At 70.0% G+C, this 26,297-nt stretch carries 30 protein-coding genes; 15 read left to right on the top strand and 15 right to left on the bottom strand.

Annotated features, from left to right (window positions below):
• Window positions 1-71: 71 nt before the first annotated feature.
• The 3 genes from A9A59_RS12635 to thrB all read right to left on the bottom strand — a co-directional run bounded on the left by A9A59_RS12635 (window position 72) and on the right by thrB (window position 4,057).
• Complete coding sequence (locus A9A59_RS12635) at window positions 72-2,525, bottom strand: NHL repeat-containing protein (RefSeq protein WP_098504608.1); 2,454 nt, start codon at window positions 2,523-2,525, stop codon at window positions 72-74.
• Between the two features lie 159 nt (window positions 2,526-2,684).
• Window positions 2,685-3,176 carry a GNAT family N-acetyltransferase gene (locus tag A9A59_RS12630; protein ID WP_098504607.1) on the bottom strand — a complete coding sequence of 164 codons (492 nt, stop codon included), beginning with the start codon at window positions 3,174-3,176 and terminating at the stop codon, window positions 2,685-2,687.
• The gene (thrB, locus tag A9A59_RS12625) at window positions 3,176-4,057 is read right to left on the bottom strand and encodes a homoserine kinase (RefSeq protein WP_165772727.1); all 882 of its coding nucleotides are present in this window, start codon (window positions 4,055-4,057) and stop codon (window positions 3,176-3,178) included. The genes A9A59_RS12630 and thrB overlap by 1 nt, the downstream gene beginning before the upstream one ends.
• 159 nt (window positions 4,058-4,216) lie before the next feature.
• On the opposite strand from thrB, the gene A9A59_RS12620 reads away from it, so the two are divergent.
• The 9 genes from A9A59_RS12620 to A9A59_RS12580 all read left to right on the top strand — a co-directional run bounded on the left by A9A59_RS12620 (window position 4,217) and on the right by A9A59_RS12580 (window position 11,245).
• Complete coding sequence (locus A9A59_RS12620) at window positions 4,217-4,417, top strand: hypothetical protein (protein WP_098504605.1); 201 nt, start codon at window positions 4,217-4,219, stop codon at window positions 4,415-4,417.
• Between the two features lie 62 nt (window positions 4,418-4,479).
• Window positions 4,480-5,145, top strand: a complete 666-nt coding sequence (locus tag A9A59_RS12615) for an NADH-quinone oxidoreductase subunit B (RefSeq protein ID WP_098504604.1) — start codon at window positions 4,480-4,482, stop codon at window positions 5,143-5,145.
• 62 nt (window positions 5,146-5,207) lie between these two features.
• The gene (locus A9A59_RS12610; protein ID WP_098504603.1) at window positions 5,208-5,423 is read left to right on the top strand and encodes a hypothetical protein; all 216 of its coding nucleotides are present in this window, start codon (window positions 5,208-5,210) and stop codon (window positions 5,421-5,423) included.
• Between the two features lie 66 nt (window positions 5,424-5,489).
• Window positions 5,490-6,143 carry a phosphoribosyltransferase gene (locus A9A59_RS12605; RefSeq protein ID WP_098504602.1) on the top strand — a complete coding sequence of 218 codons (654 nt, stop codon included), beginning with the start codon at window positions 5,490-5,492 and terminating at the stop codon, window positions 6,141-6,143.
• A 37-nt stretch (window positions 6,144-6,180) separates the two neighbouring features.
• On the top strand, window positions 6,181-8,055 hold the full coding sequence (gene uvrC / locus A9A59_RS12600; RefSeq protein ID WP_278286908.1) for an excinuclease ABC subunit UvrC: 1,875 nt from the start codon (window positions 6,181-6,183) through the stop codon (window positions 8,053-8,055).
• Between the two features lie 40 nt (window positions 8,056-8,095).
• The gene (locus tag A9A59_RS12595) at window positions 8,096-8,719 is read left to right on the top strand and encodes an SGNH/GDSL hydrolase family protein (RefSeq protein ID WP_098504601.1); all 624 of its coding nucleotides are present in this window, start codon (window positions 8,096-8,098) and stop codon (window positions 8,717-8,719) included.
• A gap of 48 nt (window positions 8,720-8,767) precedes the next feature.
• The gene (locus tag A9A59_RS12590; RefSeq protein ID WP_098504600.1) at window positions 8,768-9,181 is read left to right on the top strand and encodes a hypothetical protein; all 414 of its coding nucleotides are present in this window, start codon (window positions 8,768-8,770) and stop codon (window positions 9,179-9,181) included.
• A 46-nt stretch (window positions 9,182-9,227) separates the two neighbouring features.
• On the top strand, window positions 9,228-10,562 hold the full coding sequence (locus A9A59_RS12585; RefSeq protein WP_278286937.1) for a M28 family metallopeptidase: 1,335 nt from the start codon (window positions 9,228-9,230) through the stop codon (window positions 10,560-10,562).
• Window positions 10,563-10,591: 29 nt separating this feature from the next.
• Window positions 10,592-11,245 (top strand): LysM peptidoglycan-binding domain-containing protein, encoded by a 654-nt coding sequence (locus A9A59_RS12580; protein WP_165772726.1) that lies wholly within the window; start codon window positions 10,592-10,594, stop codon window positions 11,243-11,245.
• Window positions 11,246-11,263: 18 nt separating this feature from the next.
• Here the strand turns inward: A9A59_RS12580 and A9A59_RS14170 are convergent, their stop codons facing one another.
• The 3 genes from A9A59_RS14170 to A9A59_RS12565 all read right to left on the bottom strand — a co-directional run bounded on the left by A9A59_RS14170 (window position 11,264) and on the right by A9A59_RS12565 (window position 14,279).
• Window positions 11,264-11,410: a hypothetical protein gene (locus tag A9A59_RS14170; protein ID WP_165772725.1), complete on the bottom strand. Its 147-nt coding sequence runs from the start codon at window positions 11,408-11,410 to the stop codon at window positions 11,264-11,266.
• 416 nt (window positions 11,411-11,826) lie between these two features.
• On the bottom strand, window positions 11,827-13,047 hold the full coding sequence (locus A9A59_RS12570) for a CaiB/BaiF CoA transferase family protein (protein WP_098504596.1): 1,221 nt from the start codon (window positions 13,045-13,047) through the stop codon (window positions 11,827-11,829).
• Complete coding sequence (locus tag A9A59_RS12565; protein ID WP_098504595.1) at window positions 13,044-14,279, bottom strand: CaiB/BaiF CoA transferase family protein; 1,236 nt, start codon at window positions 14,277-14,279, stop codon at window positions 13,044-13,046. Before A9A59_RS12565 ends, A9A59_RS12570 begins: the two co-directional genes overlap by 4 nt.
• 79 nt (window positions 14,280-14,358) lie before the next feature.
• Between A9A59_RS12565 and A9A59_RS12560 the strand changes: the two genes are divergently transcribed.
• The 5 genes from A9A59_RS12560 to A9A59_RS12540 all read left to right on the top strand — a co-directional run bounded on the left by A9A59_RS12560 (window position 14,359) and on the right by A9A59_RS12540 (window position 17,239).
• Window positions 14,359-15,009 (top strand): nitroreductase family protein, encoded by a 651-nt coding sequence (locus A9A59_RS12560; protein WP_098504594.1) that lies wholly within the window; start codon window positions 14,359-14,361, stop codon window positions 15,007-15,009.
• A gap of 20 nt (window positions 15,010-15,029) precedes the next feature.
• Window positions 15,030-15,329 (top strand): Rdx family protein, encoded by a 300-nt coding sequence (locus tag A9A59_RS12555; protein ID WP_165772724.1) that lies wholly within the window; start codon window positions 15,030-15,032, stop codon window positions 15,327-15,329.
• Between the two features lie 2 nt (window positions 15,330-15,331).
• Entirely contained in the window at window positions 15,332-15,856 is a 525-nt protein-coding gene (locus A9A59_RS12550; RefSeq protein ID WP_098504593.1) for a ribonuclease FAU-1 family protein, read from the top strand.
• A 55-nt stretch (window positions 15,857-15,911) separates the two neighbouring features.
• Window positions 15,912-16,670, top strand: a complete 759-nt coding sequence (locus A9A59_RS12545) for an alpha/beta fold hydrolase (protein ID WP_098504592.1) — start codon at window positions 15,912-15,914, stop codon at window positions 16,668-16,670.
• 62 nt (window positions 16,671-16,732) lie between these two features.
• Window positions 16,733-17,239, top strand: coding sequence for a 4Fe-4S binding protein (locus A9A59_RS12540; RefSeq protein WP_098504591.1), 507 nt, complete (start codon window positions 16,733-16,735; stop codon window positions 17,237-17,239).
• Between the two features lie 82 nt (window positions 17,240-17,321).
• On the opposite strand, the gene A9A59_RS12535 is transcribed toward A9A59_RS12540, so the two are convergent.
• Window positions 17,322-17,618, bottom strand: coding sequence for a 4a-hydroxytetrahydrobiopterin dehydratase (locus tag A9A59_RS12535; RefSeq protein WP_098504590.1), 297 nt, complete (start codon window positions 17,616-17,618; stop codon window positions 17,322-17,324).
• A 97-nt stretch (window positions 17,619-17,715) separates the two neighbouring features.
• Here A9A59_RS12535 and A9A59_RS12530 point away from each other — a divergent pair, with 97 nt between their 5' ends.
• Window positions 17,716-19,461, top strand: coding sequence for an ABC transporter substrate-binding protein (locus tag A9A59_RS12530; RefSeq protein ID WP_165772723.1), 1,746 nt, complete (start codon window positions 17,716-17,718; stop codon window positions 19,459-19,461).
• On the opposite strand, the gene A9A59_RS12525 is transcribed toward A9A59_RS12530, so the two are convergent.
• The 8 genes from A9A59_RS12525 to A9A59_RS12490 form a co-directional block, all read right to left on the bottom strand.
• Entirely contained in the window at window positions 19,458-20,210 is a 753-nt protein-coding gene (locus tag A9A59_RS12525) for a winged helix-turn-helix domain-containing protein (RefSeq protein WP_098504588.1), read from the bottom strand. The two genes, A9A59_RS12530 and A9A59_RS12525, sit on opposite strands and share 4 nt — an antisense overlap.
• Window positions 20,211-20,316: 106 nt before the next feature.
• Window positions 20,317-20,607: a flagellar biosynthesis anti-sigma factor FlgM gene (flgM, locus tag A9A59_RS12520; protein WP_098504587.1), complete on the bottom strand. Its 291-nt coding sequence runs from the start codon at window positions 20,605-20,607 to the stop codon at window positions 20,317-20,319.
• A gap of 58 nt (window positions 20,608-20,665) precedes the next feature.
• A complete protein-coding gene (locus tag A9A59_RS12515; protein WP_165772722.1) occupies window positions 20,666-21,301 on the bottom strand; it encodes a sortase in 636 nt (211 codons plus the stop codon).
• 178 nt (window positions 21,302-21,479) lie between these two features.
• The gene (locus A9A59_RS12510) at window positions 21,480-21,800 is read right to left on the bottom strand and encodes a hypothetical protein (protein WP_133117620.1); all 321 of its coding nucleotides are present in this window, start codon (window positions 21,798-21,800) and stop codon (window positions 21,480-21,482) included.
• The gene (fliS, locus tag A9A59_RS12505; RefSeq protein ID WP_098504584.1) at window positions 21,797-22,207 is read right to left on the bottom strand and encodes a flagellar export chaperone FliS; all 411 of its coding nucleotides are present in this window, start codon (window positions 22,205-22,207) and stop codon (window positions 21,797-21,799) included. The genes A9A59_RS12510 and fliS overlap by 4 nt, the downstream gene beginning before the upstream one ends.
• 70 nt (window positions 22,208-22,277) lie before the next feature.
• On the bottom strand, window positions 22,278-24,638 hold the full coding sequence (gene fliD / locus A9A59_RS12500) for a flagellar filament capping protein FliD (protein ID WP_098504583.1): 2,361 nt from the start codon (window positions 24,636-24,638) through the stop codon (window positions 22,278-22,280).
• A gap of 3 nt (window positions 24,639-24,641) precedes the next feature.
• Complete coding sequence (locus A9A59_RS12495) at window positions 24,642-24,971, bottom strand: hypothetical protein (protein WP_133117619.1); 330 nt, start codon at window positions 24,969-24,971, stop codon at window positions 24,642-24,644.
• Window positions 24,972-25,100: 129 nt separating this feature from the next.
• Window positions 25,101-26,297 (bottom strand): flagellin N-terminal helical domain-containing protein, encoded by a 1,197-nt coding sequence (locus A9A59_RS12490; RefSeq protein ID WP_098504581.1) that lies wholly within the window; start codon window positions 26,295-26,297, stop codon window positions 25,101-25,103.

Below are 26,297 nucleotides of genomic sequence, written 5' to 3'. Positions count from 1 at the left end.
GAAACAGTATGCCATGCGCGAAATGCCCCGTCACGGCCATTCGTGCCGTTCGCAGGCGTCCGCTCGGTCCTCTACCACGTAACGCGCCGCAGGGCGCCCCCGCTCAGGATGTACGCATCGCTCCCCCGGACCGCAAACGCCCGCGCCCCCGCGAAATCCGGGTGCCGGTACTGCCGCTCGAACGCCCCGTCGCGCAGGAACACCACCACGCGGCTGTTCGCCGGGTCCAGCACCGCCACCTCCGCCGCCGAAAGCGCCTGCGGCGTCTCGGCCGCTACCAGCTTCCGGTCGATCCCCGCCTGCGACAGCGTCAGCGCCACCCCCCCGCCGATGAACCGGTGGAGCGTCCCGTCGGCGTCAGCCGTCAGGATCTCGCTGTCCACGAACAGCCGCCGCGCGTTGGCGAGGTCCGCCGTTTCCAGCGCTTTCGCCGGCGGATTCGGGAACCCGTCCCGCTCCTGGGCGTACCGGTACACCACTTTGTGCGCCGCATCCAGCACATACAGGTCGCGTCCCCGGACGGCGATATCCGTCACCACCAGCCCCTCCGGCGTGTTAAACGCCAGCGCCGTCAGCTCGCGGTTCTCCCAAGCCCACAGCCGGTTCTGGTGATCGACGATCAGGAGGCCAGGCGACCCCCGGTCGCTCGCCTCGAGGTATGCAATGGCCACCGGCCGTCCGCGCTGCGCCGCGGCATCCTCCCCGTACACCGCCGTCGCCGACCCGTCCGCCAGCGCCACCGCGATTACCTGCGGCGTCGCCGCATCGAGCAGATAGACGTGGTCGCGGCCGGCGACCATGCGCGACGGCGCTACCGGCCGCTCGCCGAACCGGTCCAGCGACGCCACTACCTCGACCGATGACGGCTGCATCACCCGGTCCATCTCGTTCAACGCGCCCGCAACCTCGTTGAAGAGCGTCTCGGCCTGCGGGTCGCCGGCCTGGAGTTCGCGCGCCTTCAGCAGCAGCGCCTGCGCCTCCACCAGCGCCGTCCGCCGGACCGCCGGGTCGTCGACCACCCTCGCGATTGCCAGCTTCTGGGCCGCCCCGGTCACCAGGTTCGAATACTCCGCTCCCGGGTCTCCCCGCAGCATCGAGGGCAGCGTCAAAACCCCGACCAGCAGCACCAGCACCGCCAGCCCGGCCATAATGACCGCCCATGTCGGCGGCAGCTGGTAGCTCCCCAGCCGCGGCCGGTCGAGCGTCCCGCTCCCGCGCCAGCGTCCCCCCATCGACGAGCGCACCCGCACCAGCGATCCCGAGCCCGGTGCGAGCCCCGTCTCACGCGTGACCGCCGCCGCCGAGGGCGCGTCCCCGTTCGGCCGCGCCCTCCGCTCTGCAGCCAGTTCATCCACGAGCGGCAGGTCCAGCGCCTCTGCCGAAGGCCCCGGCTTCGGGCCCTCCGCCGGCGCGAGGCTCCGGGTGAAGCTCTGCGCGCGCGGATTCCGTCGCGGCGCCGGCGGTGGAGGCGGAGGTGGGCTCCCGGCGGTCGCAGCCGCCGCGCCCCACGTGGGCCGCATCCCACCGGCCGCAGCGCCGGTCCCGAGCGCGGCCCGTGCCCGTTCGGCCCGCTCCCGGCTTTCGCTCACCACCCGAACCAGCGCCGAACGCCGCTCTCCCGCGGCCATCGGCAGCGCAGCCTCCTGCTCCCCCGCGTCCGCGGCGGGCGCCGCTACCGGCAGCCTCCGCGGTGTGACCCGCTCCAGCTCCTGCCGCGCCTCGAGGACCACCCCCTGGTGCTCGTCCTCAACGAACAGGCTCGGCTGGTACAGCCGCTCCTCCCGCGACGCCCCGGCTCCCCCGCCGGTCGCATCGATGACCGCGCCTCCTGCCGGCGCCGAATCCTCCGCCGGCGCCCTGCCGCCCTTTGGCCCCGTTCCCGGCAGCGCCGCAAGCAGCACCGTCTGGTGCCGCAGGTGCTGTACCCGCCGGTACAGGTCCGGCAGCACCTCCTCGAGCGGCAGTGCCGCGATCCCCCGCAGCACCTCATCCTCGACCTCGGCCAGCGCCGGCGTCGAAAGCAGCACCACCCGGTCGCCCGCCCCGAACGGGAGCCGCCGCAGCAGCGGCCCCGGTCCCTTCCCGCCGGCTATCGGCTGGTCGAACGGCGGCTCCGGCCGGAGCAGCTCCGCCCGTCCGCCGTGCACCGCGACGGCAGCCGACGGCCCGGCCTGCCCCAGGACCACCTGGCTGCCTCGTCGCACCAGGCAGCTGACCCCGAGCGCTACCCGGTGCTGCGCAATACTCTTCCGGTTCCAGTCGGCCACCGCCCGCTCCGCCTCGGCGAACAGCCGCCGGAGAATGCCCGTCAGGCTCATATCGAGCCCTGCCAGCGCCTGCCCCATCGCCGAAACGACGTGCCCGGCGAACGCCTCGCCCGCAGGCGTCGTGCCCTCGGCAACGATGAAGAGCTCCACGCGGTCGTCTGCGGGGCCCCGGCCGTGGAATACCCCGGCGTTCGGCCCCCGGTCGACCGGTTCGTGATCCACGATCGCGAACTGGCCAACCTGGAGTGGCTCGGTCACGGGCGACCGTCCTCCAGCTCACAGTGTTGGTCACGGGGGAATGACACGATGCCCCCGGCAGCCAAAGCTGCCAGGACCCCGCCGGCACCGTCGGCCACTATACCACCGCTTCCCACCACCAAACCAACCCGGAACGCTCCCGTCTTTCGGGGAAAACCCTCACCCGTCGGCGTCGCGCCCCGCATCTGCGAGCCGCGCGAGCGCCTCGCCGGTCAGCCGATAAGTCGTCCATTCGTCCATCGCCACCGCGCCGAGGGCCCGGTAAAACCCGATCGCCGGCTCGTTCCAGTCGAGCACTGCCCACTCCAGCCGGGCGCACCCGCGCTCCACCGCCAGCGCCGCCAGCCGCGCCAGCAGCGCCCGCCCGTACCCTCGCCCCCGCGCCCCCGGCCGCACGAACAGGTCCTCGAGATAGATCCCCGGCCGCCCTTCCCACGTGCTGAAGTTGTGGAAGAAAAGCGCGAACCCCTGCACCCCGCCCTCGTCTTCCGCAAGCAGCACCTCCGCGTACGGCCGCGGCCCGAACAGGTGCTGCCCCAGCCGGTCCCGTTCCAGCCGGACCGCATCCGGCTCGCGCTCGTACTCGGCCAGCGCCCGGATCAGCTCGATGATGACGTCGAGGTCGCCCGGCCCGGCAAAACGGACCCGCATCACGCGTCCACCAGCTCCACCCGCGAGACCGTCGCCCCCTCCTTCGCAATCCGCGTCACCAGCGCGCGGCCGTCGTACCCGGCCGCCTTCGAAGCCGCCAGCATCGCGTTCGCCACCGCCCGCGCGGGCTCCTCCGGGCAAATCGCCGCCACGGAACTCCCGGCGCCGCTCAGCCACGCCGCATACGCCCCGGCCTGCCGCGCCGCCGCGAAAATATCGAACAGCGGCGGGAAGAGCGCCGCCCGCTGCCGCTGGTGCACCCGGTCATCGGTCGCCTCTGCCAGCAGCTCCATCCTCCCCGAGGCCATCGCCGCCACGAACAGCGCTGCCCGGCCGATGTTGTGCACCGTGTCCGCCTTCGAATAGCTCTCCGGCAGCGCCTTCCGCGCCTCCTTCGTCGGCATCGAATGCTCCGGGATCAGCAGCGCAATGTGCGCGTCCGCCGGGAAGCGCGATGCCGCGCGCACATAGTGCCCGTCTGCCCCCTGTACGCACACCTGCAGCCCGCCGAACAGCGCCGGGCAGGCGTTGTCCCCGTGCCCCTCCAGCTCGCTTACGAGGTCCAGCAGCGCCTGCTCGTCGAACACCCCGCGCTCCAGCTCGTTCACCGCCAGCACCCCCGCCACCCGCGCTACGGCGCTCGCGCCCAGCCCGCGCCCGAGCGGGATCGCCACCTGGTAGCGCACGCGCACCCCCCCGGGCAACGGCTTTCCCAGCCGCTGGTACGCGTGCCGCACCGCCGAAAGAACCATCTTCTCACCGACGTCCTCGGTCGGCGGCTGCTCCGCCTCGCAGAATGTCACCGTCACCGATGCAAACATATCCAGCGCGAGCCCAAGGCAATCGAACCCCGCGCCGAGATTCGCGCTCGTCGCTGGCACACGAACGGTTATGGCCGTACCCGGCATCGCTGCCTCCCTGTTCCCGGTTCCCAAAGCCCGCATGGTACCAACCACCCCCGCCAAACCTCCATCGCCCCGCCCCACCTTGCTCGTTCCAGCAGCCGTGCCATAGTATCCCCCGACTTGGGGAGGTTAGGGATGTATCAGTTTCCTAAATGCCGCAAATGTGATTACGGGGACCTCGTCCCCTTCTCCGATTTCGGCAGCCAGGGCGCACCCATCCACTTCAAAGCCTGGGTCTGCACCAACCCCGATTGCGGCTACAACATCAAAATCCGCAACGGCGACATCTTCATCGACGAGCCCATCAACGACGGCCAGGGCTACGTCCGCCGCTAGCTCGCGCGCGGCGCGCCGCCGGTCCACGCGGGACCGCGGCCTTGTGATAAACTGAACGAGCGATGGCACAGCCCAACAAGGTCTACCAGCCCCTGCCCCTGCGGACCGAGAGCGACGTCGAGCAGGAAGTCCAGCAAAACATCCTCGTCACCAGCGTCGACCAGGTCCTCAACTGGGCGCGCAGCTCCTCGCTCTGGCCCTGCATGTTCGGCCTCGCCTGCTGCGCCATGGAGATGATCGCCACCGCTACCCCGCGGTACGACATCGCCCGCTTCGGCGCCGAGATCTTCCGCGCCTCGCCCCGCCAGGCCGACCTGCTCATCGTCCCCGGCACCGTCACCTGGAAGATGGCCCCCGCCGTCCGCCGCATCTGGCTCCAGATGCCCGAACCCAAGTGGGCCCTCGCCATGGGCGGCTGCGCCATCATGGGCGGCCCCTTCGCCTACGCCTACAGCGTCACCCCCGGCGTCAACACCCTCCTGCCCGTCGATGTCTACGTCCCCGGTTGCCCGCCCCGGCCTGAATCGCTCCTCACCGGGCTCATGCTCCTCCAGGACAAGATTAAGAAGGACACCATCGGCAAGGGCTGGGTCCGCCGCGACGTCGAACCGCAGTTTCAGCGCTACCTGCCCGAGGGCGACCCCATCCGCAAGGAGCTCGAGTCGCTCTGGCCGCCCTACATCGACTACGACCGGCCGCCCCAGGGCGACGCCTTCGGCGACCGCTAACACACGCACCACACATCCCGACCGGGTGGGCCCCCACACGGTCCTGTCACGGAGGTCCACCTGTGCCTGCAGCATCCTGGGAAGAAATCGAACGCCTCGCCCGCCCCTTCTTCGAGCAGGGCATCCAGCCCGACCGCTCCGACCTGCTCGAAGTCGCCTTCACGGGTGACTTCTCCGACGACGCCATCGACGCCATCGACTCCCTCGACGGCAAGCCCATCCCCAGCCTCGAAGCGCTCCGCGAAAAGCTCGCCGCCAACGGCGTCCTCGCCGGCTGACCGGGCCCCCTCTCCCGGCCCCACCGGCCCTCGACGCGGCCCGCCGCCGGGAGCACACTCCTCCGCGTGAGTGACCGTTTCGCCGACCGCCGCGAGGCCGGCCGCCTGCTCGGCGAAGCCCTCCGCAGGCTCGCCCTCCCGCCCGGCACCATCATCCTCGGTCTCGCCCGGGGCGGCGTCATCGTCGCTGCCGAAGCTGCGCGCGCGCTCGGCCTCCCCCTCGATGTCCTCGTCGTGCGGAAGCTTGGCGTTCCCGGGCAGCCTGAGCTTGCCTTCGGCGCCATCGCCTCCGGCGGGCACCGCGTGCTGAACCCCCACGTCATCGCCGAGGCCGGCATCACCGATGCCGAGATTGCCGCCGTCGCCCGCGACGAAGAGCGCGAACTCCAGCGCCGCGAGGCTGCCTACCGCGGCGGCCGCCCGCCCCTCGACCTCCGCGGTCGCACCGTCGTCCTCGTCGATGACGGCCTCGCCACCGGCGCATCCATGCGCGTCGCCGTCGAAGCCGTGCGCGCCCTCGGAGCCGCGCGCGTCATCGTCGCGGTCCCCGTCGCACCCCCGGGCGTTTGCGAAGAGCTCGCCGCCGAATTCCCCGGCCTCGAATGTCTCGTGCTCCGCACCCCCGAACCGTTCTACGCCGTCGGCCTCTGGTACCGCTCCTTCCCCCATACCACCGATGAAGAAGTAACCGCCGCCCTCGCTGCTGCACCCGCCGGCTGAACAGCCCCACCTGCACGGCCCTCGCTACACTGATCTCGTGGCGTCCTCCACGATCTCCGAAAAGCTTCGCAAGCAGCTCGCCGCCCTCCCCGCCCGGCCCGGCGTCTACATCATGCGCAACGCCGCCGGCGAGGTGATCTACGTCGGCAAAGCCGCCCGCCTGCGCGACCGCGTCCGCTCCTATTTCGGCTCGCCCCGCGGCCTCGAACCGAAAACCCGTGCCCTCCGCGAACAAATCGACGATTTCGAATACATCGTCGTCTCCAGCCCCGCCGAGGCCCTCCTCCTCGAAGCAGCGCTCATCAAACGCCACCAGCCCTTCTTCAACATCCGCCTGAAGGACGACAAGCGCTACCCCTACCTCAAAATCGACCTCCAGAACCCCTGGCCGCGCGTCTCCATCACCCGCCGCATCGAAAACGACGGCGCCCGCTACTTCGGCCCCTACGCCAGCGCCGGCTCCGTCCGCGCCACCCTCGACCTGACCAAGAAGCTCTTCCCCTGGCGCTCCTGCACCAAGGAGATCACCGGCCGCGACCCCCGTCCCTGCCTCGACTACTACATCAAGCGCTGCATCGCGCCCTGCACCGCCTACTGCACGAAAGAGGAGTACGACGAGGTCATCCAGCAGGTCATCCTCTTCCTCGAAGGCAAGGCCGACGACGTGCTCCGCCGCCTCCGCAAACAGATGGACGACGCCGCCGAGCGCCTCGAATTCGAGCGCGCCGCCCAGCTCCGCGACCAGATCCGCGCCATTGAGCGCACCGTCGAAAGGCAGCACGTCGCCACCACCCGCAACGAAGACGCCGACATCTTCGGCCTCGCCCGCGACGGCGACGACGCCTGCGTCCAGGTCTTCTTCATCCGCGGTACCCAGATGATCGGCCGCGACAGCTTCATGCTCGCCGGCGTCCGCGACGAGCCCGACGCCACCGTCCTCGCCAACTTTCTCCTCCAGTACTACGAGGGCGCCCAGTACATCCCGAAACTCGTCGCCGTCCCTGCCGAGCCCGAAGACCGCGAGAGCATCGAGGAGCTCCTCACCGAAAAACGCGGCTCCCGGGTCGAAATCCGCATCCCGGCCCGCGGCGAAAAACGCCGCCTCGTCGACCTCGCCGCCGAAAACGCCCGCGAGGCCCTCGCGGTCGCCCGCGTCCGCTGGCTCGCCGATGCCAGCAAAACGGAGCAGGCGCTCGAACAGCTCCGCGAAGAACTCTCCCTGCCCGCCACCCCGCACCGCATCGAGTGCTACGACAACTCCAACATCCAGGGCACGAGCCCCGTCTCCAGCATGGTCGTCTTCGTCGACGGCCGCCCCGCGCCCAACCAGTACCGCCGCTTCCGCGTCAAAACCGTCCAGGGCGCCAACGACTTCGCCACCATGCAGGAGGTCCTCCGCCGCCGCTTCGGCCGCCACGCCCGCACGCCCGAGTCGCTCCAGGCCGCCGAAAGCCCTGGAGCGGAACAGTCGCCGGCCGACGCCTGGGACCTCCCCGACCTCGTCATCATCGACGGCGGCAAAGGCCAGCTCTCCGCTGCCCTCGAAGTCATGCACGAGCTCGGCGTCCACCATATCCCGGTCGTTGCCCTCGCCAAGCGCCACGAAGAAATCTTCGTGCCCGATGACGACGAGCCCATCATCCTCCCCCGCGGCTCCGAAGCCCTCTTCCTCGTCCAGCGCATCCGCGACGAAGCCCATCGCTTCGCCATCACCTTCCATCGCCAGGTCCGGGGCAAATCCACCATCCAGAGCGCCCTCGACACCATCCCCGGCATCGGCCCGAAACGGAAGAAGGCGCTGCTCAAGAAATTCGGCAGCGTCAAGGCCATCCGCGAAGCCGACGTTGACGAAATCGCCGCCACCGTCGGCTTCACCCGCGCCCTCGCCGAGCGCGTCAAAGCCCAGCTCTAGCCACGGCGACCGCTCCGGCCCGGCCCGCTACAGTGTTGAGGTGCCCCTCCGCATCCTCGCCCTCGGCGATTCCTACACCATCGGCGAAGCCGTCGACCCCGCCGAGCGCTGGCCCGCACAGCTCGCCCGCCGGCTCCGCTCGGCCGGCTTCGACCTCGCCGACCCGGTCATCATCGCAACCACCGGCTGGACTACCGCCGAACTGGCCGCCGCCCTCGATGCCGCCTCGCCCGCGGGCCCCTTCGACCTCGTCACCCTGCTCATTGGCGTCAACGACCAGTATCGCGGCCTCCCCTGCGACGAGAGCTACCGCGCCCGCCTCGATGCGCTCATCCTCCGGGCGGTCGCCAGCGCAGCCGGCGACCCCTCCCGGGTGGTCGTGCTCTCCATCCCCGACTGGGGCGTCACCCCCTTCGCCAACGGCCGTGACCGCGCCCGCATCGCCGCCGAAATCGACGCCTTCAACGAGGTAAACCGCGCAGCGGCCGCTGGCGCCGGCGCCCGCTGGCTCGATGTCACCCCCGTCTCGCGCGAAGCGGCCCGCGACCCCGGCCTCCTCGCCGGCGACGGCCTTCACCCCTCCGCCGCCATGTACGCGCGCTGGGTCGAACTCCTCCTCCCGCACGCCCGGGCCATCCTTGCCCCCTCCGTATCCGGCTCCTGACCCCGCCCCATCGACGCGCCGCTGCGAATGTCCTACCGTGGAACCGTCATGGCCGACCGGATCGAACGTGAAATCGAAGAGCTGCTCGCAAAGCTCGATACCGAACTCCCGGAGGGCGGCCGCCAGCCCATCTCGCTCGAGGAGCGCCGCCGCCGACGGAAGCCGCGCCGCTCCCTTCCACGGCTCTCGCTCCCCGACCTCGACCCTGCCCGTCTCCTCCTCGCCGGCGCCGGCACGATGATCGCCGGCCTCTTCCTCTCCATGTTCTGGAGCCCGCTCATCTGGGTCTCCTTCGCCGGTGTCGTCATCTTCATCAGCGCTTTCCTCCTCTCCTTCCGCAGCCGCCCCGTCGGGAGCATCGGCGGCTCGCGCCCCCGCCGCGTCTACTGGCGCGACCGCTACATCGACTACGGCCCGCCCGGGCACACCAGCCGCTTCCGCAACCCTTTCCGGCGCCGCTAGCCTTTCCGGGCACATTACGCCCTCGCCCCGTACCCTCGGGAACGTGATGCGCCGCTCTTTCCTGCTCCTTGCGGCCCTCCCGGCGCTCCTCCTCGCTGCCGCCTGCTCCAGCCGCGAACCCGCCGTGGCCCCGGCCGCGACCGACACGGCCGCGCCCGCAGCGGCATCGTCTCCGGCACCGGCGTCACCATCCGCCCCGCCTGTCACGCGCACGCCCCCCGCCCGCGGCCAGGCGTCCGGTCCCGCCGGCCACGACGCCGACCTCGCCTTCGCCCACGTCGCAGCCCTCGCGCGCGAACCCCGCGTCGCTGGCACGCCCGCTGAACTCCGCGCCGTTGAGTACCTCGAGGCGCAGCTCGCCTCCTTCGGCTATGACGTCGAACGCATGCCTTTCACCTTCGAGGACGACCCCTTCCGTGTCGGCGAAGTCCGTGTCCGCGGCGCGGCCCTCGAAGCGCTCACCATGTCCGGCAGCCCCGGCGGCACCGTCGAAGCCCCCGCCGTATTCGTCGGCCTCGCCGACGACGCCGGCATCGCTGGCCGCAATCTCACCGGCCGCATCGCCGTCGCCGAGCGTGGCGGCCTCACCTTCGCCGCCAAGTACCAGAACGTCGCCGCCGCAGGCGCCATCGGGCTGGTTGTCGTGAACAACCAGCCAGGCCCCTTCTCCGGCAATCTCACCCTCTCCGCCCGTTTCCCCGTGGTCTCGGTCGCGCAGGAAGCCGGCGCCGCCCTCCTCGAAGCTGCCCGTGCCGGCGAGCCGGTTACCCTCACAGCGCCCCCGGCCTCGGGCGGCACCCGGGCCTACAACGTCATCGCCCGCCCGCCCGGCACCGCCGCCTGCGCCGTCATCGTCGGCGGCCACTTCGATACCGTCCCCGGCGCACCCGGCGCCAACGACAACGCCAGCGGCACCGCCAACGTCCTCGAGCTTGCCCGCGCCTTCGCCGTCGGCGGCCCGCGCCCCGGCCTCTGCTTCGCCCTCTTCGGCGCCGAAGAATCCGGTCTCCACGGCAGCCGCGCCCTCGTCGAACGGCTCCGCGCCGAAAATGCCCTCCCGCGCTACATGGTCAACCTCGATGTCACCGGCATCGGCCAGCGCATTGAGGTCATCGGCGACACGTCAGCCGCCGCCCGCGCCATCGACCTCGCCCGTGCGGCCGGCCTCGATGCCGTCCCCTCGCGGCTGCCGCCCAACTCCGGCAGCGACCATATGAGCTTCGCCGATGCCGGCGTCGAAGTGGTCTTCTTCACCTCCGGCGACTTCTCCACCATCCACTCGCCCCGCGACGTCGTCGAGGCCATCGACCGCGCCATCCTCGACGCCATCGGCGACGCCGCGTATCTCCTCGTCGCCGACCTCCTCCGCGAGGTTGGCTGAGACCCGTGCCCGGTCCTAGCATGGTTCCCATGGCCATTGCCGCACCCCGCCGCCTCACCGCCGCTGCCGCCGCCCTCGCGATGGTGGCTGGCTTCTTCGCTGCCGCCTGCGGCGGCGGGGGTCAGCCGGAATCCGCCGGCGGCGAACGGATTACCGACCCTGCCCGTGTGCCCACGGCCACCCCAATGCAGAACCCGGTCCTCTACCGGATCCAGGGCAACCAGGTCATCCTCGAAGGCGGCAACTCCGCGTCGCTGACCCCCACGGGCGGCGCCTCCACCCCAACACCGCGCAAGACCTACACCGTCAAGCCCGGCGATACCTGTTCCGGCATCGCCGCCGCCGAGGGCATCAGCCTCGACGCCCTCATCAAAGCCAACCCCACCGCCTGCGATAACCTCCGCCCCGGCGATTCCATCGTGATCCCTGCTCCCACACCCACCCCGGTCGCGGGCGGCACCGGCGGCCTCACCTCCAACCCCACCGTCCGCCCCACGCCGACCGTCCCGCGGTCTTCAGGCGGCTCCTCCAGCGGCTCCGGCAAGGTCTACGTCGTCAAGCCCGGCGATACCTGCGCCGACATCGCCGCCAGCTACGGTGTCTCCCTCCAGGAGCTCATCGCCGCCAACGGCTTCAGCCCCGACTGCCCGCTCCAGGTCGGCCAGGAAGTCAAAATCCCCTAGGCAGCGCGCCGCTCCCGCTCAGTGGACGGACGCTGCCGGCTCCCGGTCGTTCCGGCCGATTGCCGCCGCCAGCACATCCGGGCTGATCCCCGCCTTCCGCGCCGCCGCTGCCAGCGAAGCACCGAGGTCGTCCCGGTCGAGCCCGAACGCCCGGAGCTGCTGCACGGACGCATGCTGCGCTCGCAGCACCTCGTATAGCGAAACCCGTTCCGCAATCGCTGCGCCACTGACCATGCGTGTCACCCCCACACAATGGCGTGTATCCTGCACGCCCCGCATCACAGCCGGGTCACATCCGCGTGAAGTTCGGATGTCACAGGAACCCTACCGTACGATGCCCCGCCGCTCCCGTCAGCGGCAGCGACCAAAATTTCACGTTCCGTGCCCGATTGCGGGGCTCCCCGGTGCGAATCCCGAATCCTGCGGGCGCCGGAAAACAACAAAGGGACCTGGCGGCACCGTACGCCAGGTCCCTTACGCAGCACGCCCGGAGGGGACAGGGGAGGCGGCTGCATCGGGAACGTCCCGATGCCTGCATCATCACATCCGCCTGTGAACCCGGCGTTATCACCCCGTATCGGTCATGTTTCGCGCCCCAGCCACTCCGCCAGCACCTCCGCGGTATGCTCTCCCAGCTTTGGAGCTGGCCGGCGCAGCTCCCATGCCGTCGCACCGAACCGGTATGGCGCGCCCGGCATCCGCACCGGCCGTCCCTCGCGGCCCTCTCCCTCGACGTCGACCCAGAAACCCCGGTCCTCCCAGTGCGGATCGAAGAGCGCCTCTTCCGGGCTGCGGACGATGCCCCAGGCCTGCCGCCGCTCCTGCCCGCCCCGGTACACCTCCTCCGCCGTATGCGCTGCGATGAACCGCCCCAGCTCCGCGAAGATCTCCGCCGCCTCGGGGCTCCCCCGCGCCGCCTGCCGGTTCAGCGGGTCATCGAACCGCGGCTCGTCGAACTGCAGCCCGAACCCCTCCGATTGGAACCATTCCTTTATGCGCTTCCAGCTCGCGTTGTCCCGCCCCACCCCGAACACCAGCACCCAGCGCCCGTCGCCCGCCCGGTAGAGCCACCGCTCCGTCCGCGTTGCCGCCGCGTGCCGCCCCGTCTGCCGGATGACGTTGATCCGCTGCGTGAACCAGTACGGCAGCGCAACCTCCGTTGTGCTGCTGATCGCCTCGTGCGCCGAGCAGTCGATGAACTGGCCCTCGCCCGTCCGGTCCCGCCAGAGCAGCGCGGCAAGGATGCCCTGCACTGCATAGTGGCACGCGGTCAGGTACCCCTGGTCCCCGTGCCCGCGGATCGGCGGCGCGTCCGCCGCGTCCTCAGGGTCATACCCGTTCATCATCATCGCCCCGCCCAGCGCCAGCGAGACCATGTCGGTCGCCTCGTAGTGCGCCCAGGGCCCGTCCTGCCCGAACGGCGTCATCGCGCACCAGATGAGGCCGGGCGCCCGCGGCGCGACCGCCCGGTACCCGGCCCCCAGCCGGTCGAGCTCTCCCGGCTTCCCGTCCTCGATCACGATATCCGCGGCTGCAGCGAGCTCGCGCCATGTCGCCGCGCCGTCCTGCTCCGCGAAGTCGACCATTACCGACCGCTTGTTCGTGTTGAAGTACCAGAAGTTCAGCGAACGGTCCGGCCCGGGAACGTCGTCGACGAACGGCCCGATGGCCCGCGCCTCACTCCCCCCGGGCGGCTCCACCTTCACCACGTCCGCGCCCATATCCGCGAGCAGCTTTCCCGCGTACTGGCCAAGCGCCCCGCACCGCTCAACCACGCGCAGCCCCGCCAGCGGCCCGCTCACATGAACACCCCCTGCGCCTCGAGCTCCGCGTACTCCTCCGCGCTCATGCCGAGCATCGAGGTCATCACCTCGTACGTGTGTTCGCCAATCAGCGGCGACGCCGTACGGTTCGTCCCCGGCGTCTTCGAGAGACGCGGCGCCACCCCATCAATGCCCGCATCCCCCAGCTCCGGGTGCGGCATCGTCGTCCACCAGCCCCGAGCCGCCAGCTGCGGGTCCCGCTCCACCCGGTCGCCCGCCGTCTGGCAGACCCCCGCCGGAACGCCGGCGGCCTGGAGCGTGTCCATCACCGCGTAGGCATCCCGCTCCCGCGTCCACGCCTCGATCCCCCGGTCCAGCTCCTCCTGGTGCGCCAGCCGCCCCGCGGCCGTTGCGAAGCGCGCATCGGCCGTCCAGGCCGGCTCGCCCATCGCCCGGCGCAGCGCCTCCCACTCCGCATCGTTCCGCACCGCAATCGCCACCCACCGGTCCTCGCCCGCGCACCGGTAGGTGTTATGCGGCGCCATCGCCGGCTCCCACGCCCGGTTGCCGGGCGGCATGCCCTCCCGGAGCCAGCTCCGGCCGTTCACCGTAAAGTCCAGCACTGCCGGGCCGGCCAGCACCATCCCCGTCTCAACCTGGGCGATATCGACCCACTGCCCCTCGCCGGTCCGATTCCGGTGGTGCAGCGCCATCATGACCGCGATCGCCGCGTAGTAGCCCGCGGTGTGGTCCAGGTACGAATACCCCCACCCGGCAGGCGGCTTCCCCGGCAGCCCCGACATCAGCGTCAGGCCGCTGAGCGCCTGCGCCGTCGGCCCCCAGGTCGTGTAGTGCCGGTCCCGCCCGGTGTGCCCAAACCCCGAGATCGAGCAGTAGATAATCCCCGGGTTGATCGCCCGCTGCGCCGCGTAGTCGAGCCCCCACGATTCCAGCACCCCGCTCGAAAAGTTCTCGATCACCACATCGCTCGCCCGGATCAGCCGCTCCAGCACCTCCATCCCGAGCGGGTGGCGCACATTCAGCAGCACGCTCTTTTTGTTCCGGTTGAAGTAGTTGAAAAATCCCGAGTTGTTCAGCGTAGGCCGCTCTCCCGCAATCGGCCGCCCGAACCGGATCGGGTCTGCCGCCTGCCCATGCTCGACCCGGACCACCTCCGCGCCGAAATCCGCCAGGATCCGCGTCGCCGTCGGCCCCGCGATCACCCACGTCAGGTCGCACACTCGGATGCCCGCAAGCGGCAGCTCCGTCATCGCCGCCGGATTATAGCCCCCTCGCGCCTCCCCGCTGACCCTGTAGGATCAGCGCCACATCCCTCCCTGGAGCACTGCCATGTCCGACGTCCAGCCTGTCGAGACTGACATTTTCGAAGTGATCCGAACCCAGCGCGCCATGCGCCGCCTGAAGCCTGACCCTGTTCCCGAGGAGTACATCAAAAAGATCCTCTGGGCTGCCACCCGTGCGCCCAGCGGCGGCAACCGCCAGAACTGGCGCTGGCTCGTCATCACCGACCCCGAGAAGAAGAAGCAGATTCAGGAGTGGTACAAAGAAGGCTGGGACCGCCTCGTCGCCAGCGGCTACGGCAACCGCCCCGACCTCCCGCCCGAAGAGGCCGCCAGCAACGAACGCGTCATGCGCTCCGCCCAGTACCTCGCCGACCACCTCCACGAAGTCCCCGTTCTCATCCTCGCCTGCCTCCTCGTCGACCCCGGCCAGCGGCCCGACATCACTGCCGGTTCCAGCATCTACCCCGCCGTCCAGAACCTCATGCTCGCCGCCCGCGCCCTTGGCCTCGGCACCGCGCTCACCACGCTCCACCGCTTCCGCCAGGACGATATCCGCAAGCTCCTCGGCATCCCCGAAACCGTCGAAACCGCGGCCCTCATCCCCGTCGGCTGGCCGAAGGGGAAGTTCGGCGAAGGCTTCCGCAAGCCCGTCGAAGACGTCACCTACTGGGAGCAGTGGGGCAACAAGCGCCAGTAGCCCCGCGGGGGAGCCGTTCCGTGGCCAGCCGCCTCTCCGTCTCCATTACCTACTGCCGGCGATGCAACTTCCTCCCGCGCGCCCTCTGGGTCGCCCACGAGCTGCTCCACACCTTCGGTGAATACATCGCCGACCTCCGCCTGATCCCCGCCGGCGGCGGCGATTTCGACGTCGACGTCAACGGCGAGCGCATCTTCTCCCGCCGTCAGGCCGGCCGCTACCCCGAGATCGCCGAGCTGAAGGAGGCCCTTGCCGCCCGCCTCGAACCGGAAGAGGCCGCCTCCCTCAAACGCCATCCCCATCCGCCCGCGGCCGGCTGACCATGCTGAACCCGGTCCTCGTCCGCAAGCTGAAGTACGACGGCTCCCTCCGCTCCGCCTGGCCCGGCGACCTCATCGACGCCCGCGGCGACGACTGGCTCATCGTCTTTCACGACCCCGAGCGCCACCAGAAACAGCCGCCTGAACCGGGCGAACCGCGCGGATTCGGCATTCATACCATCGGCCTCCGCGAGCCGCTCACGGTGCTCCACTGGTTCGACGAACTCGGCCGCTTCCTCGAAGCCAAGTGCGACGCCGCCCTCCCCGCCGCCCTTGCCGGCCGCACCATCGACTTCGTCGACCTCGATCTCGACGTCATTGTCCTCCCGGGAGGGCACCACTACATCCGCGACCGCGACGTCTTCGAAGCCCGCGCCGCTGCCATGGGCTACCCGCATGACGTCCGCCGCGCCGCCTGGTGCGGCATCCTCCACGCCCTCCGGATGGTCCGTCGCGGCCGGTTTCCCTTCGACGGCACCCCCGAGGCGCTCCTCGGCCGCGAACTCGCCGCCCGCGGCCCGCTCTGACGCTGGCTCAGACCGCGCGTACAATCCCGCCCACGACTCGAACCCGGAGGCTCCTGTGCCCTTCCTCGAACGCGACGGCGTCCGCATCTTCTACGAAGCAGCAGGCGAAGGCCCGCCCGTCCTCCTCAGCCACGGCTACAGCGCCACCTCGCGCATGTGGCGCGGGCAGGTTGAGGTGCTCGCCCCCCGCTACCGCATCATCACCTGGGACATGCGCGGCCACGGCCAGTCCGACAGCCCCGATGACCCGGCCCTCTACTCCGAGGCCGCCACCGTCGCCGATATGGCCGCGATCCTCGACGCCCTCGGCATCGATACGGCCGTCATCGGCGGCCTCTCCCTCGGCGGTTACATGTCGCTCGCCTTCCACCTCGCCCACCCCGGCCGTGTCCGGGCACTGATGCTCTTCGATACCGGGCCCGGCTACCGGAATCCTGCCGGCCGCGAAGTCTGGAACCGCACCGCCGAAGCCCGCGCCGTCGCCTTCGAAACCCGCGGGCTCGACGCCCTCGGCGCCGGCGCCGAAGTCCGCATCGCCCAGCACCGCTCGGCGAAAGGCCTCGCCCTCGCCGCCCGCGGCATGCTCGCCCAGTTCGATAGCCGCGTCATCGAATCGCTCGAAACGATCCGCGTCCCCACCCTCGTCCTCGTCGGCGAAAAGGATGAGCCCTTCCTCGGCGCCACCGACTACATGGCCGCGAAGATCCCGGGAGCGCAGAAAGTCGTCATCCCCGGCGCCGGTCACGCCGCCAACATCGATAACCCGGCAGCCTTCAACGCTGCCGTCGAAGCGTTCCTCGCCGCCCTCCCCTGACGGGTCTCTCCCTGCCCGGCATGCTATGCTGAATCCCCAACACCCGCGCAGGGGGACGCTTCGTGCCCTATTCTATCGTCGAAACCTGCATCGGCTGCACCGCCTGCACCAAGCGGTGCCCGACGAACGCCATCACCGGCGAGCGCAACCAGCTCCACGTCATCGACCCCACCCTCTGCATCGATTGCGGCGCCTGCGGCGTCGTCTGTCCGCCCGAAGCCATCCTCGATACCTACGGCAACGTCTGCCGCTCCCTCAAAAAAGACCAGTGGCCCAGGGCCGTCGTCATCGAAGAGAAGTGCATCGGCTCCGGCTGCGAGCTCTGCATCAACATCTGCCCCTTCGATGCCCTCTCCCTCCAACACACCGACCGGGTCGACGACTTTTTCGGTGTCTCCACCGTCGACGAGAAGAAGTGCACCGGCTGCCGCCTCTGCGAGGACGTCTGCGGCTGGGACGCCATCCACATCTTCCCGCTCAAGGAAGAGATCATCAAAGACTGGTCCGAGCTCACCGAGGAGGAAAAGCAGATCGTCGCACGCGCCCGAAAGGCGCTCGGCGTCGTCTAGTCTTCGCGCTCGGCGTGCACCGCAACGGGCCGCCCCGAAAAGGCGGCCCGTTGTCGTGCCAGGAAGACCGGGTCATCCCCGGTCAGCCCGCCCCGCCGGCCAGCTCCTCAATTTTCCGCGCGAGCTGCAGATCAAGCGCAGTCACCCCGCCGGCATCGTGAGTGCTCAGCCGAAACGTCACCCGGTTGTACACCCACGCAACCTCCGGGTGGTGATTCATCACCTCGGCCGCCACGGCCACCTGCATCACCAGCCCCACGGCCGCCACATGGTCCTTCAGCCGGAAAGTCTTCGAAATCGCCGCCGTCCCCTCCGCTTTCCACCCGCTGAGGCCCGCCAGCCCCTCCCCGATTGCCGCTTCCGTCAGCCGTTCAGCCATAGCTACTGCCTCCAGCGCTCCTAAACCGTGCGAATCCGCGGTCTGAACCGTCCATTGCCGGTCCGTACCTGCGTTTCGACCTAGTATGAAGGATCGTATGGCGTTCGAATCACCATGGCAGCGGCGGCTTACCCGCCGCAGGCTCCTCGGCGCAACCGGCGCCGCCGCGGCCCTCGCAGCCGCCGCCTGCTCCCGCGGCGGCGGTGGCCAGCCCACGCCCTTCAGCCCCACAGCGGAGCCATCGGCTTCGCCCACCCGCGCGCCGTCGCCCTCGCCGACAACTCTCTCCCCCCGCCACGGCCACACCCTCCGCCACACCGGCTTCGTCGAACGCGACGCCTTCGCCGACCCCCACAAGACCCAGGCCGGGCCGCTCCTCGGCCACCAGGCGATGGTCTTCAGTCGCCTCCTCACCTATCAGGACCAGGCGCGCGGCACCATCGCCGCCGACCTCGCCGTCGCCCTCCCCGAGCGTCCCGACCCCACCACCCTCGTCTTCCGCATCAACCCCCAGGCCCGCTGGCACGACCTCCCGCCCCTCAACGGCCGCCCGGTGACCGCCGACGACGTCAAGTTCAGCATCGAACGCCAGCGCTCCGGTGACACCACCTTTGTCCGCGCGCCCCAGTGGGCCGCCATCGACAGCATTGAGGTCACCTCGCCCCAGACCATCACCTTCAAGCTCAAGGCGCCCCTCGCCGCCGCGCATCACCTCTTCGCTGACGTCGCCTCCTTCATCGTCGCCCCGGAGATCGCTCCCGACGGCCGCGACATCTCCCTGGACGCCCAGGTCGGCAGCGGCCCCTTCCTTTGGGTCGAGTGGAGCGACCAGCGCTTTGCCAGCGTCCGCCGCAACCCCGCCTGGTTCGGCGGCGACCGGCGCCCCTACCTCGAAGGCATCTCCCTCGTCCAGCCCCGCACCACCGCTGAAGTCGAGAGCGGACTCCGCACCCGGGCCCTCGACGTCGCCGTCGTCAGCCGCACCCTCGCCGACCACCTCAAGCGCGGGCTGCCCCAGCTCGTCGAATACACCGTCGGCCACTCGATGTTCTTCAGCGTCCGCTACTCGCTGGTCAATCACCCGTATAACGACCAGCGGTTTCGCAACGCCATCACCTGGGCGCTCGACCGCCGCGAAATGGTCCGTAAGTTCTTCGACGGCTCCGGCGGCCTCAGCCCCTGGATCAGCTGGCCCGTCACCCGCTGGACCCTCCCCGAGAGCGAGCTCACCACCGTGCCCGGCTACCGCCCCGGCGATGGCGGCCGCGAAGCCGACCTCCGCGATGCCCGCGCCGCCCTCGAAGCCTTCCGCTCCGAGAAACAGCTGCCCGCCGACCCCCTGCCGCTCTTCGTCGTCGACGCGACCGAAAACGCCATCGGCCTCGGCTCGCTCATCCGCGACCAGCTCAAAGCCGCCCTCGACCTCGATATCCGCGTCGTCCCAATGCCGCTCAGCCAGCTCGTCGGCCTCCTCCTCTCCGCCGAAGCCCCCTTCGCCGCCGGCCCCGACACCGGCTGGATCGACCTCGACGACTGGGTCTACCCCTACTTCCACAGCGCCGGCACCCGCAATAGCTTCCCGCTCCGCGACCCCGACCTCGATGCCCTCATCGAAAAGCAGCGCGTCGAACTCGACGAAGATGCCCGCCGCAGCCTCGGCTATGAAATCCAGCGGCGCATCCTCGCGCTCAACCCCGGCGCCAACCTCGTCAGCGAGCGCGTCGTCGCCCTCGCCTGGCCCTACGTCAAGGGGTATCCCCTCGATACGACCGACGGCTACCAGGACCGCCTCGCCAGCTGCTGGATCGATGCCAGCGACCCCACCTTCCGCGGCCGCTCCTAGCTCGCCCGCACCTCGAACCGGTACCCGGTCCCGCGCACCGTCCGCACCGCCTTCGCCGCGCCCTTCTCCGCCAGCTTCCGGCGGATGTTCGAAACGTGCCGCCGCAGGATCTGGAGCGACCTTTCGTCCACTTCGAGCCCCCAGCCCCGTTCGATGATCTCCGCAGCCGGCACCGTCCGGTTCGCCCGCGCCAGCAGCATCGAAAGCACCTCCGCCTCCCGTTCGGTCAGGGCGATCGCCCCGCCCGGCGCCGCCAGCCGCAGCCGCACCGGGTCCAGCTCGAACGGCCCTGCCGCCACGGCAACCGCTTCGCTCACCCCTTCCCTCGCCAGCTCCCGCATCTTCCGCTCCACCGCCGCGCTCGTCCGGTGCCCGCGCACAATGCCGTCGATCTCCGGGCGGAACGTCCCCGGGATTGCCAGCCCCGGTGCCGCCGGGTCGCTCACGTACAGCACCGGCACCAGCCGCCATCGCCGGTGCGCGTGGAACGCGCTGGCAATCTCCGCCTGCTGTTCGGCCGACATTCCGCACAGGACCAGCAGGTCGAAGACGTCGCCGTCGGCCCTCGCCAGCGGTCCCTCCGCTTCGCGCACCAGGTGGGCGTCGAGCCCCTCGCCGAGGAGCGACCGCCCCTCCAGCGCCCGCGGGAGTCCGCTGTCGATAATCAGCACCCGTGCCATCGCTCCCGCTGCAACCTCCTGCTGCGCAGCATCCCGGCCCGCTCTCGAACGCATCTGGTGTCCGGTCATCGATCTTCAGGCTACCCGCCGAAAGGCCCGTCGTGGCATTGGGGCATCCCCCGCTTCGTCCCGTTAACCGGCACCACTCGACGGGGTGCGAACCCCGCCCGCTCCCTTACGTTCCCCCGCGGTCGAAGCCGCCGCGTTCCAGCAGCTTTCGCGCGATCTCCGCCGGGTCCGGCTGGTAGCGCCCTTCCGCAATCGCCCGGCGCAGCTGAGCGATGCGCAGCTCACGCACCTCCGGCGCCGCCCGGACTGCTTCGAGCGCCCGGGCCAGCTCGCGCGCCTCGTCGGTGATGCCTGCCCGGTCTGCCGGCTCCGGCGCAGGCGCCGGCCGCGGCCCGCGCAGCGGCACCGGGTCAAACGCAACCCCCCGCGGCCCTCCGGTTTTCCGTACTCCTGTCATGCGCTGCTCCTCGTTATCGCTCGGTCCGGCACGCTCCTCCCCACCATCGTGCCAGGCCCTACGCCGGGTCCCCGGGCGTGACCTCGCCCGCCAGCCGCCCGGTGACCACCAGGCGGTGCCGCAGGTCGCGCGTGCAGGTAATCAGTGTCACCGTCGCCCGCGCGTCCGAGCGGAGCACCTCCGTCGCGTCCGGGTCGACCACCTGGATCGATTCTACGACATAACGATAGGCGGCCGACCCCGCGTACACCACAATCTCATCGCCCTCCCGCACCCGGTCGAGCGTCGCAAAGACCGGCGCATTCCGCCGGTCGGCCACCGAAACGTGCCCCGTAATCACCATGTTCCCCGGCTGCCCCGGCATCGCCGAATCGATGTGATGCCCGGCTGCGTGCCACGCCGTCTCCCACCGGGCCTCGCCGTCCTCGACCACCACGCCGACCTCCACGACCGGCGCATCGATGCCCGCCGCAGGAATCACAATCCGCGTCGGTAGACCCCCGTGCGAGACCGATCGGTAGGCAACCTGCGCCTCTTGCGCCGCCGCCCTGCCCGGCAGGGTCGCGGAGGCCTCGGCTCTGGTCTGGACCGGCTGGTCCCCCCGCCCGCCCAACCAGGCGATCACGCCCGCAGCCAGGACCATCCCGACGGCCATCACCGTCGACCCCCGCTGGCTGCCCTGCTGCTTCCTCATGCAACTGTTCCCCGCGCTGGTGCGCGCTGCCGAGAGTGTCGGCACGTCGCGCGTCATTCTTGATTCGCGGACGGTGGTCGGTCAGGCGCCATTCGATGAATGCCCGGTGACGACTTGGTGCATCGCCGCTGGCTGCTCCGGCCGTGCCTCCCGGGGCGAAAAAACGCGGCGCGCCCGGTTACCGGGCGCCCCCAAACCCTTCGCTCCCCGCACGGTAGGCGGCGTTGCCGGCCTGGCCCTCCCGCAGCCGCCGCAGCCGCGCGCCAGTCGCCGCCAGCTCCGCCGCAATGATCGCGTCCCCGGCCCGCTGGAGCGCCAGGAGCTCGCCGAGCGGCTGCTCATCCCCCGGCCGTCCGTCCGCCGCTGCCGCCCGGCACGCCGCCTCCAGCGCCCGGTCCAGCTCCTCCAGGCCTGCGAACTCCCCGCCGGCCTGGAGCAGCGCCAGCCGCGCACGGGCCAGCGCCAGCGCCCGCTCGATCGGCCGGCCGGCCTCCGTCACGCCGCCGCTTCCGTTCCCGGCCGGGCTGCCGCGGCCTGCGCCCGCAGCGCTCCCGTCGCCGTCTTCCATGCCTCGCCGATCTGCCCGATGTGCCGCTCCACTTCTTCCAGCTTCGCCAGGTCGCCCAGCGACCCCTCGACAATCCGCCGCAGGCAGTAGGCGTAAATCGCAGCCAGGTTCTCCGCAATCTCGCCCTGGCTCATGTCGAGCGTCGCCCGCAGCTCCCCGATGATGAGGTACGCCCGGTTCGTCTCATCGTCGAACCCCCGCCGGTTCCCGTTCTCCCAGTGCAGCCGCGCCTTCCGGAGCGCCTTCACTGCGCCATCGAAGAGCATCGTGGTCAGCGTCACCGGGTCGGCGGTCATCGTCTCCACGGTGCGGTACGCGGCGTAGGGATTGGTGGTCATCAGGCTCGTTCTCCCGTGTTCGGTGTCGTTTCGGTTATCGGCCGGTTTTCACGCATCTTCAGCGCCGCGCCTACTTTCGGCCGCTGTTCCCCGAAAGCTGGTTCGCCAGCTGCTGCAGGTTCCCCAGGATGCTCTGGCTCCGGGCTTGCGCCCGCTCCATCTCGGCAAACTTCCGCCGCAGCTGCTCCATCTCGGCCTCAATCCGTTTCTCCAGCGTCGCAATCCGCTCCGAAATGTCCGAGGCGATCCGGTCATACGTCGCCTTCCGCTTGTCCAGCGTCCCCCCAATGCCCGCCTGGTTCTCGGCAAACCGCTTCAGCCGCTGGATGACGCTCTCCGCCGTCGCACCGACCGTGATGGTGTGCGTCCCGGCCTGCAGGGTCGGCCCCGCCGTCAGCGTCAGGCCCGGGATCAGCCCCGAATTCGAGCCGTTGGGCGCAATCGTCCCCGAAGCCGAAATCGGCGGGCCCCCGTTCGCCGGCGTGAACACCGCCGAAAGGTTCCCCGCGCCGTCATCCGTAATCACCCACTTCCCCGGCTCGGTCCCCGCATACGTTCCCGAGATCCCGGTAATCGACCCCGTCCCGCCCGGCTCCAGCGTCGCCGCAAGGCTCAGCCGGCTCAGCAGCTCCTGTACCCCCGCCTGGTTCGTCCGCACCGCCTCGGCAAACTTCGCCTCGTCGAACTGCAGCGTATTCGTCGTCCCGATGGCCGACCCAACCGCCCCGAACGTCAGCCCAATCTGCGACAGCGTCGCAAATCCGCCCTCCAGGTTCGTGCCCGGGCTCGTCAGAATGCTCCGCAGGTCCGATTTCAGCTGCCGCAGCGACGCATCACCGCTCAGCGGCCCCGACTGGTTATTCGTCTTCGACCCGTCCGCCTTTGTCGCCGCGTCGATCGCCTTCATCACGTTGTTGAACTCGGCCACGAACGCCTTGATCGCGTTCGCCGCGCTCGACGTGTCCTGCGAGACCGTCACCGTCACCGGCGCGCTCGTCGTCTCCTTGAACGTCATCGTCACCCCGCCGAACCCAACCGAGTTCGATGCCGACTGCTGTGTCGGCCCCCCGTCGATGCTGTACTCCGCGTTCTGCCCCGCCGTGAGCGTGCCCGTCGTCAGCCCGAGCTTTGCCGCCAGGTTGCCGCCCGGGGCGTCCTCCACCGTCAGCATCAGGTCGCCCGTTGCCTTGTTCTGCAGCCGCACCGTGTCGGTCAGCGAATCGTACCGCGCCGTCACACCTGCCTGGCTTGCGTTGATCCGGTTGATGAGGTCCGCAAGCGAGTCCGTCGCCGCGTTGTAGCTGATGCTCACCCCGTTGATCACGATAGCCTGGTCGCCCGGGTTCGGCGCCCCGCCGTTGAACCCCGCATCCTGCAGCTTCGCCGACGTGCTCAGCCGCGACAGCGGGTTCGAACTCGACCGCGTCGTGCCCGGCGCCGAGGTCAGCAGCCCCGTCACAGCAAGGAAGTTGGAGGTGTCCGACCCGCTCCCGAACGAGATGTTCCCCTGCGTCGAGGTCACCGTCAGGATATTCGGCCGCCCGTAGCTGTCGTTCGTGATGCTCGCCGTCACCCCGATGCCGCTCGCGTTGATGTCGGCAATCACGTCGTTCAGCGACATCTGCTGGGTGAACGCCTGGCCCGTCCGCGTTGTCCCCGCGGGCGTGCTCAGCAGACGCATCGCAGAAAGGAAATTGGAGCTGTCGCCTGAACCGCCGAGGATGATGTCCCCGTTGCTCGACGTCAGCTCCAGCCGGTTCGCTCGCCCGTTCGCATCGTTCACGATGCTCGCGGTCAGCCCGACCCCGGCACCGTTGATCGCATTCACAACGTCATTCAGCGTGTCCGTCGTCACATCGATGGTGATCGTCTGCGTGCCGCCGCCCACCGTCCCAATGGTGAACGTCCCGCTCGTCACCGCCATCTCGATGTTCGCCGATTGCAGCGCCACGCCCGTCTGCGCCGCCGCCGGCCCGACCGTGAACGTCTGCGAGCCCCCGTTCGCTGTGGCGATGGTGAATGTCCCGTTGGTCGGCGCCGTCCCGAAGTTCGACCGGTTCATCGCCTTCGTCGCATCGATCCCCGCCGCCGCCGGCGCGCCCTGCAGCCGCGTGGCCGTCGCCAGCTGGGTGACGTTCACGGTGAAGCTTCCAGCCTGCGCTCCCGGCAGCGCCGAAACGCTCACCGCCGCGCCGCTCGCCGTCGCCGTCATTCCGCTCACCGACTGGGGCGCCGCGAGCGCCTTCACCCGCTCGAGGAACGCCTTCATCGCCGTCTGCACGGAATTGACGGCGTTCTTCTTCGCCTGGTTGTCCGCACCCTTCCGTTCCAGCAGCGTCACCTGCCGCATCCGGATGGCGGTCAGCTGCTGGACGACCGCCTCCGTATCGAACGTCGCGAAAAACCCGCCGATCCGAACCGGGTCGCTCATCGTCTACCCTCGCCGTTCCAGGAGAAGTCCGTTGGCTGCCTCCTCGCTCGCCAGCCGCCAGAGGTCTTCTGCCCTCACCCGCGCAATGACGTCCCCCGTTGCCGTGTCGCGAACCTGGATGGCGACCATCATCCCTTCGTGGTCCACGACATACTCCAGTTCCAGCGTTGCCGGGTCATGCCCGGGCGCCAGCATCCGAATCATCCGTTCGCGGCTGCCGCCCTCCCGGCGCGGCCCCGGCTTCGGCCGGTCCTGCCGCCGTCCCTGGCCCCACGATGCGGGCGCCGGCGAAAGCCGGACCGGGTCGATGCCCTCCAGTCTAAGCTCCTGCATGGCGCCCATCCTTTCCGGAAACTACCTGATCATCGGCCCCCGCCTCCCCGACCTTGAGCCCGGCCGCGCGCGAAAAAGCGGGCCCGGGGGCGACCCCGGGCCCGCACGGGCACGTGCTCCCTCAGCCGCTTAGCCGCGGAGCAGGCTCAGCACGGCCTGCGCCGACTGGTTCGCCTGCGCCAGGACCGCGACGCCCGCCTGCTGCAGGATCGTCTTGCTCGCGAGTTCGCTCGACAGCTGGGCGACGTCCGCGTCGCGGATGCGGCTTTCGCTGGCGGTGAGGTTCTCGACGGCGACGCCGAGGCTGTTGACGGTGTGCTCGAGCCGGTTTTGGGCCGCGCCGAGGTCGGAGCGGCGGGTGTTGAGGGTGGTGATGGCGGCATCGATCTGGTCGATGAACGCCTGGGCTGCGGCATTGTCGGCGACAATCGTGGACGCGGAGGTCCAGTCGACGCCGCCGCCGGAGAGGAGGTTGAGGCCGGTGGACTGGGTGGCGCGGACGTCGTTGAAGGAGACGTTCATGACGTCGTAGGCCGTGGTGTTCGCCCCGACCTGGAGCGCGGCGGCGCCGGAGCCGGTGACGACGATGGTGTCGTCCGCGGCGGCGGTGAGGGCGGCGCCGATGTTGTCGGCGGATTCGCCGGCCGTGGAGGCGAGCTTGATGGAGATGCCGAGCTGGTTGAAGTTCAGGGTCAGGGAGCCGTTGGCGGCGATGGCGGAGACGGTGATGACCTGCGCCTGGCCATTGGGGCCGGTGAGGGTGAGCTCGTCGGTGGTGGCGTTGTAGGTGAAGGTGTAGGTGCCGGGCTTGGCGCCAGCGACGTTGATTTCGGTGGCGATGGCGTTGCCGACGGCATCATTGACGACGAGGTCGTTGGCGGAGGTGCCGCCGAGGGTGCCGGTGAGGGCGCCGGTGAGGAGGTTCTGGCCGTTGAAGTTGGTGGCGTTGGCGATCCGGTCGATTTCCTGGCGGAGCTGGATGAGCTCCGTGCCGATGGAGGTCCGCGCGGCGGTGTCGTTCGTGTCGTTCGCGGCCTGGACGCCCAGCTCGCGCATGCGCTGGAGGATGGAGTGGATCTCGTCCATGGCGCCTTCGGCGGTCTGGATCATGGAGATGCCGTCCTTGGCGTTGCGGATGGCCTGGGTATTGCCGCGAATCTGGGCGCGCATCTTCTCCGAGATGCCGAGGCCCGCAGCATCATCGGCGGCGCGGTTGATGCGGTAGCCGCTGGAGAGCTTCTCCAGCACCTTCCCCATCTTCGCGTTCGTGATCCCGAGGTTCCGGTTCCCGTTGAGCGCAGCGATGTTGGTGACAATCGACGACAT

The organism is Tepidiforma thermophila (genome assembly GCF_002563855.1).
GTDB lineage: Bacteria > Chloroflexota > Dehalococcoidia > Tepidiformales > Tepidiformaceae > Tepidiforma > Tepidiforma thermophila.
The sequence above is the reverse complement of the archived record's forward strand: the minus strand, read 5'-3'. Positions and strand labels throughout refer to the sequence as shown.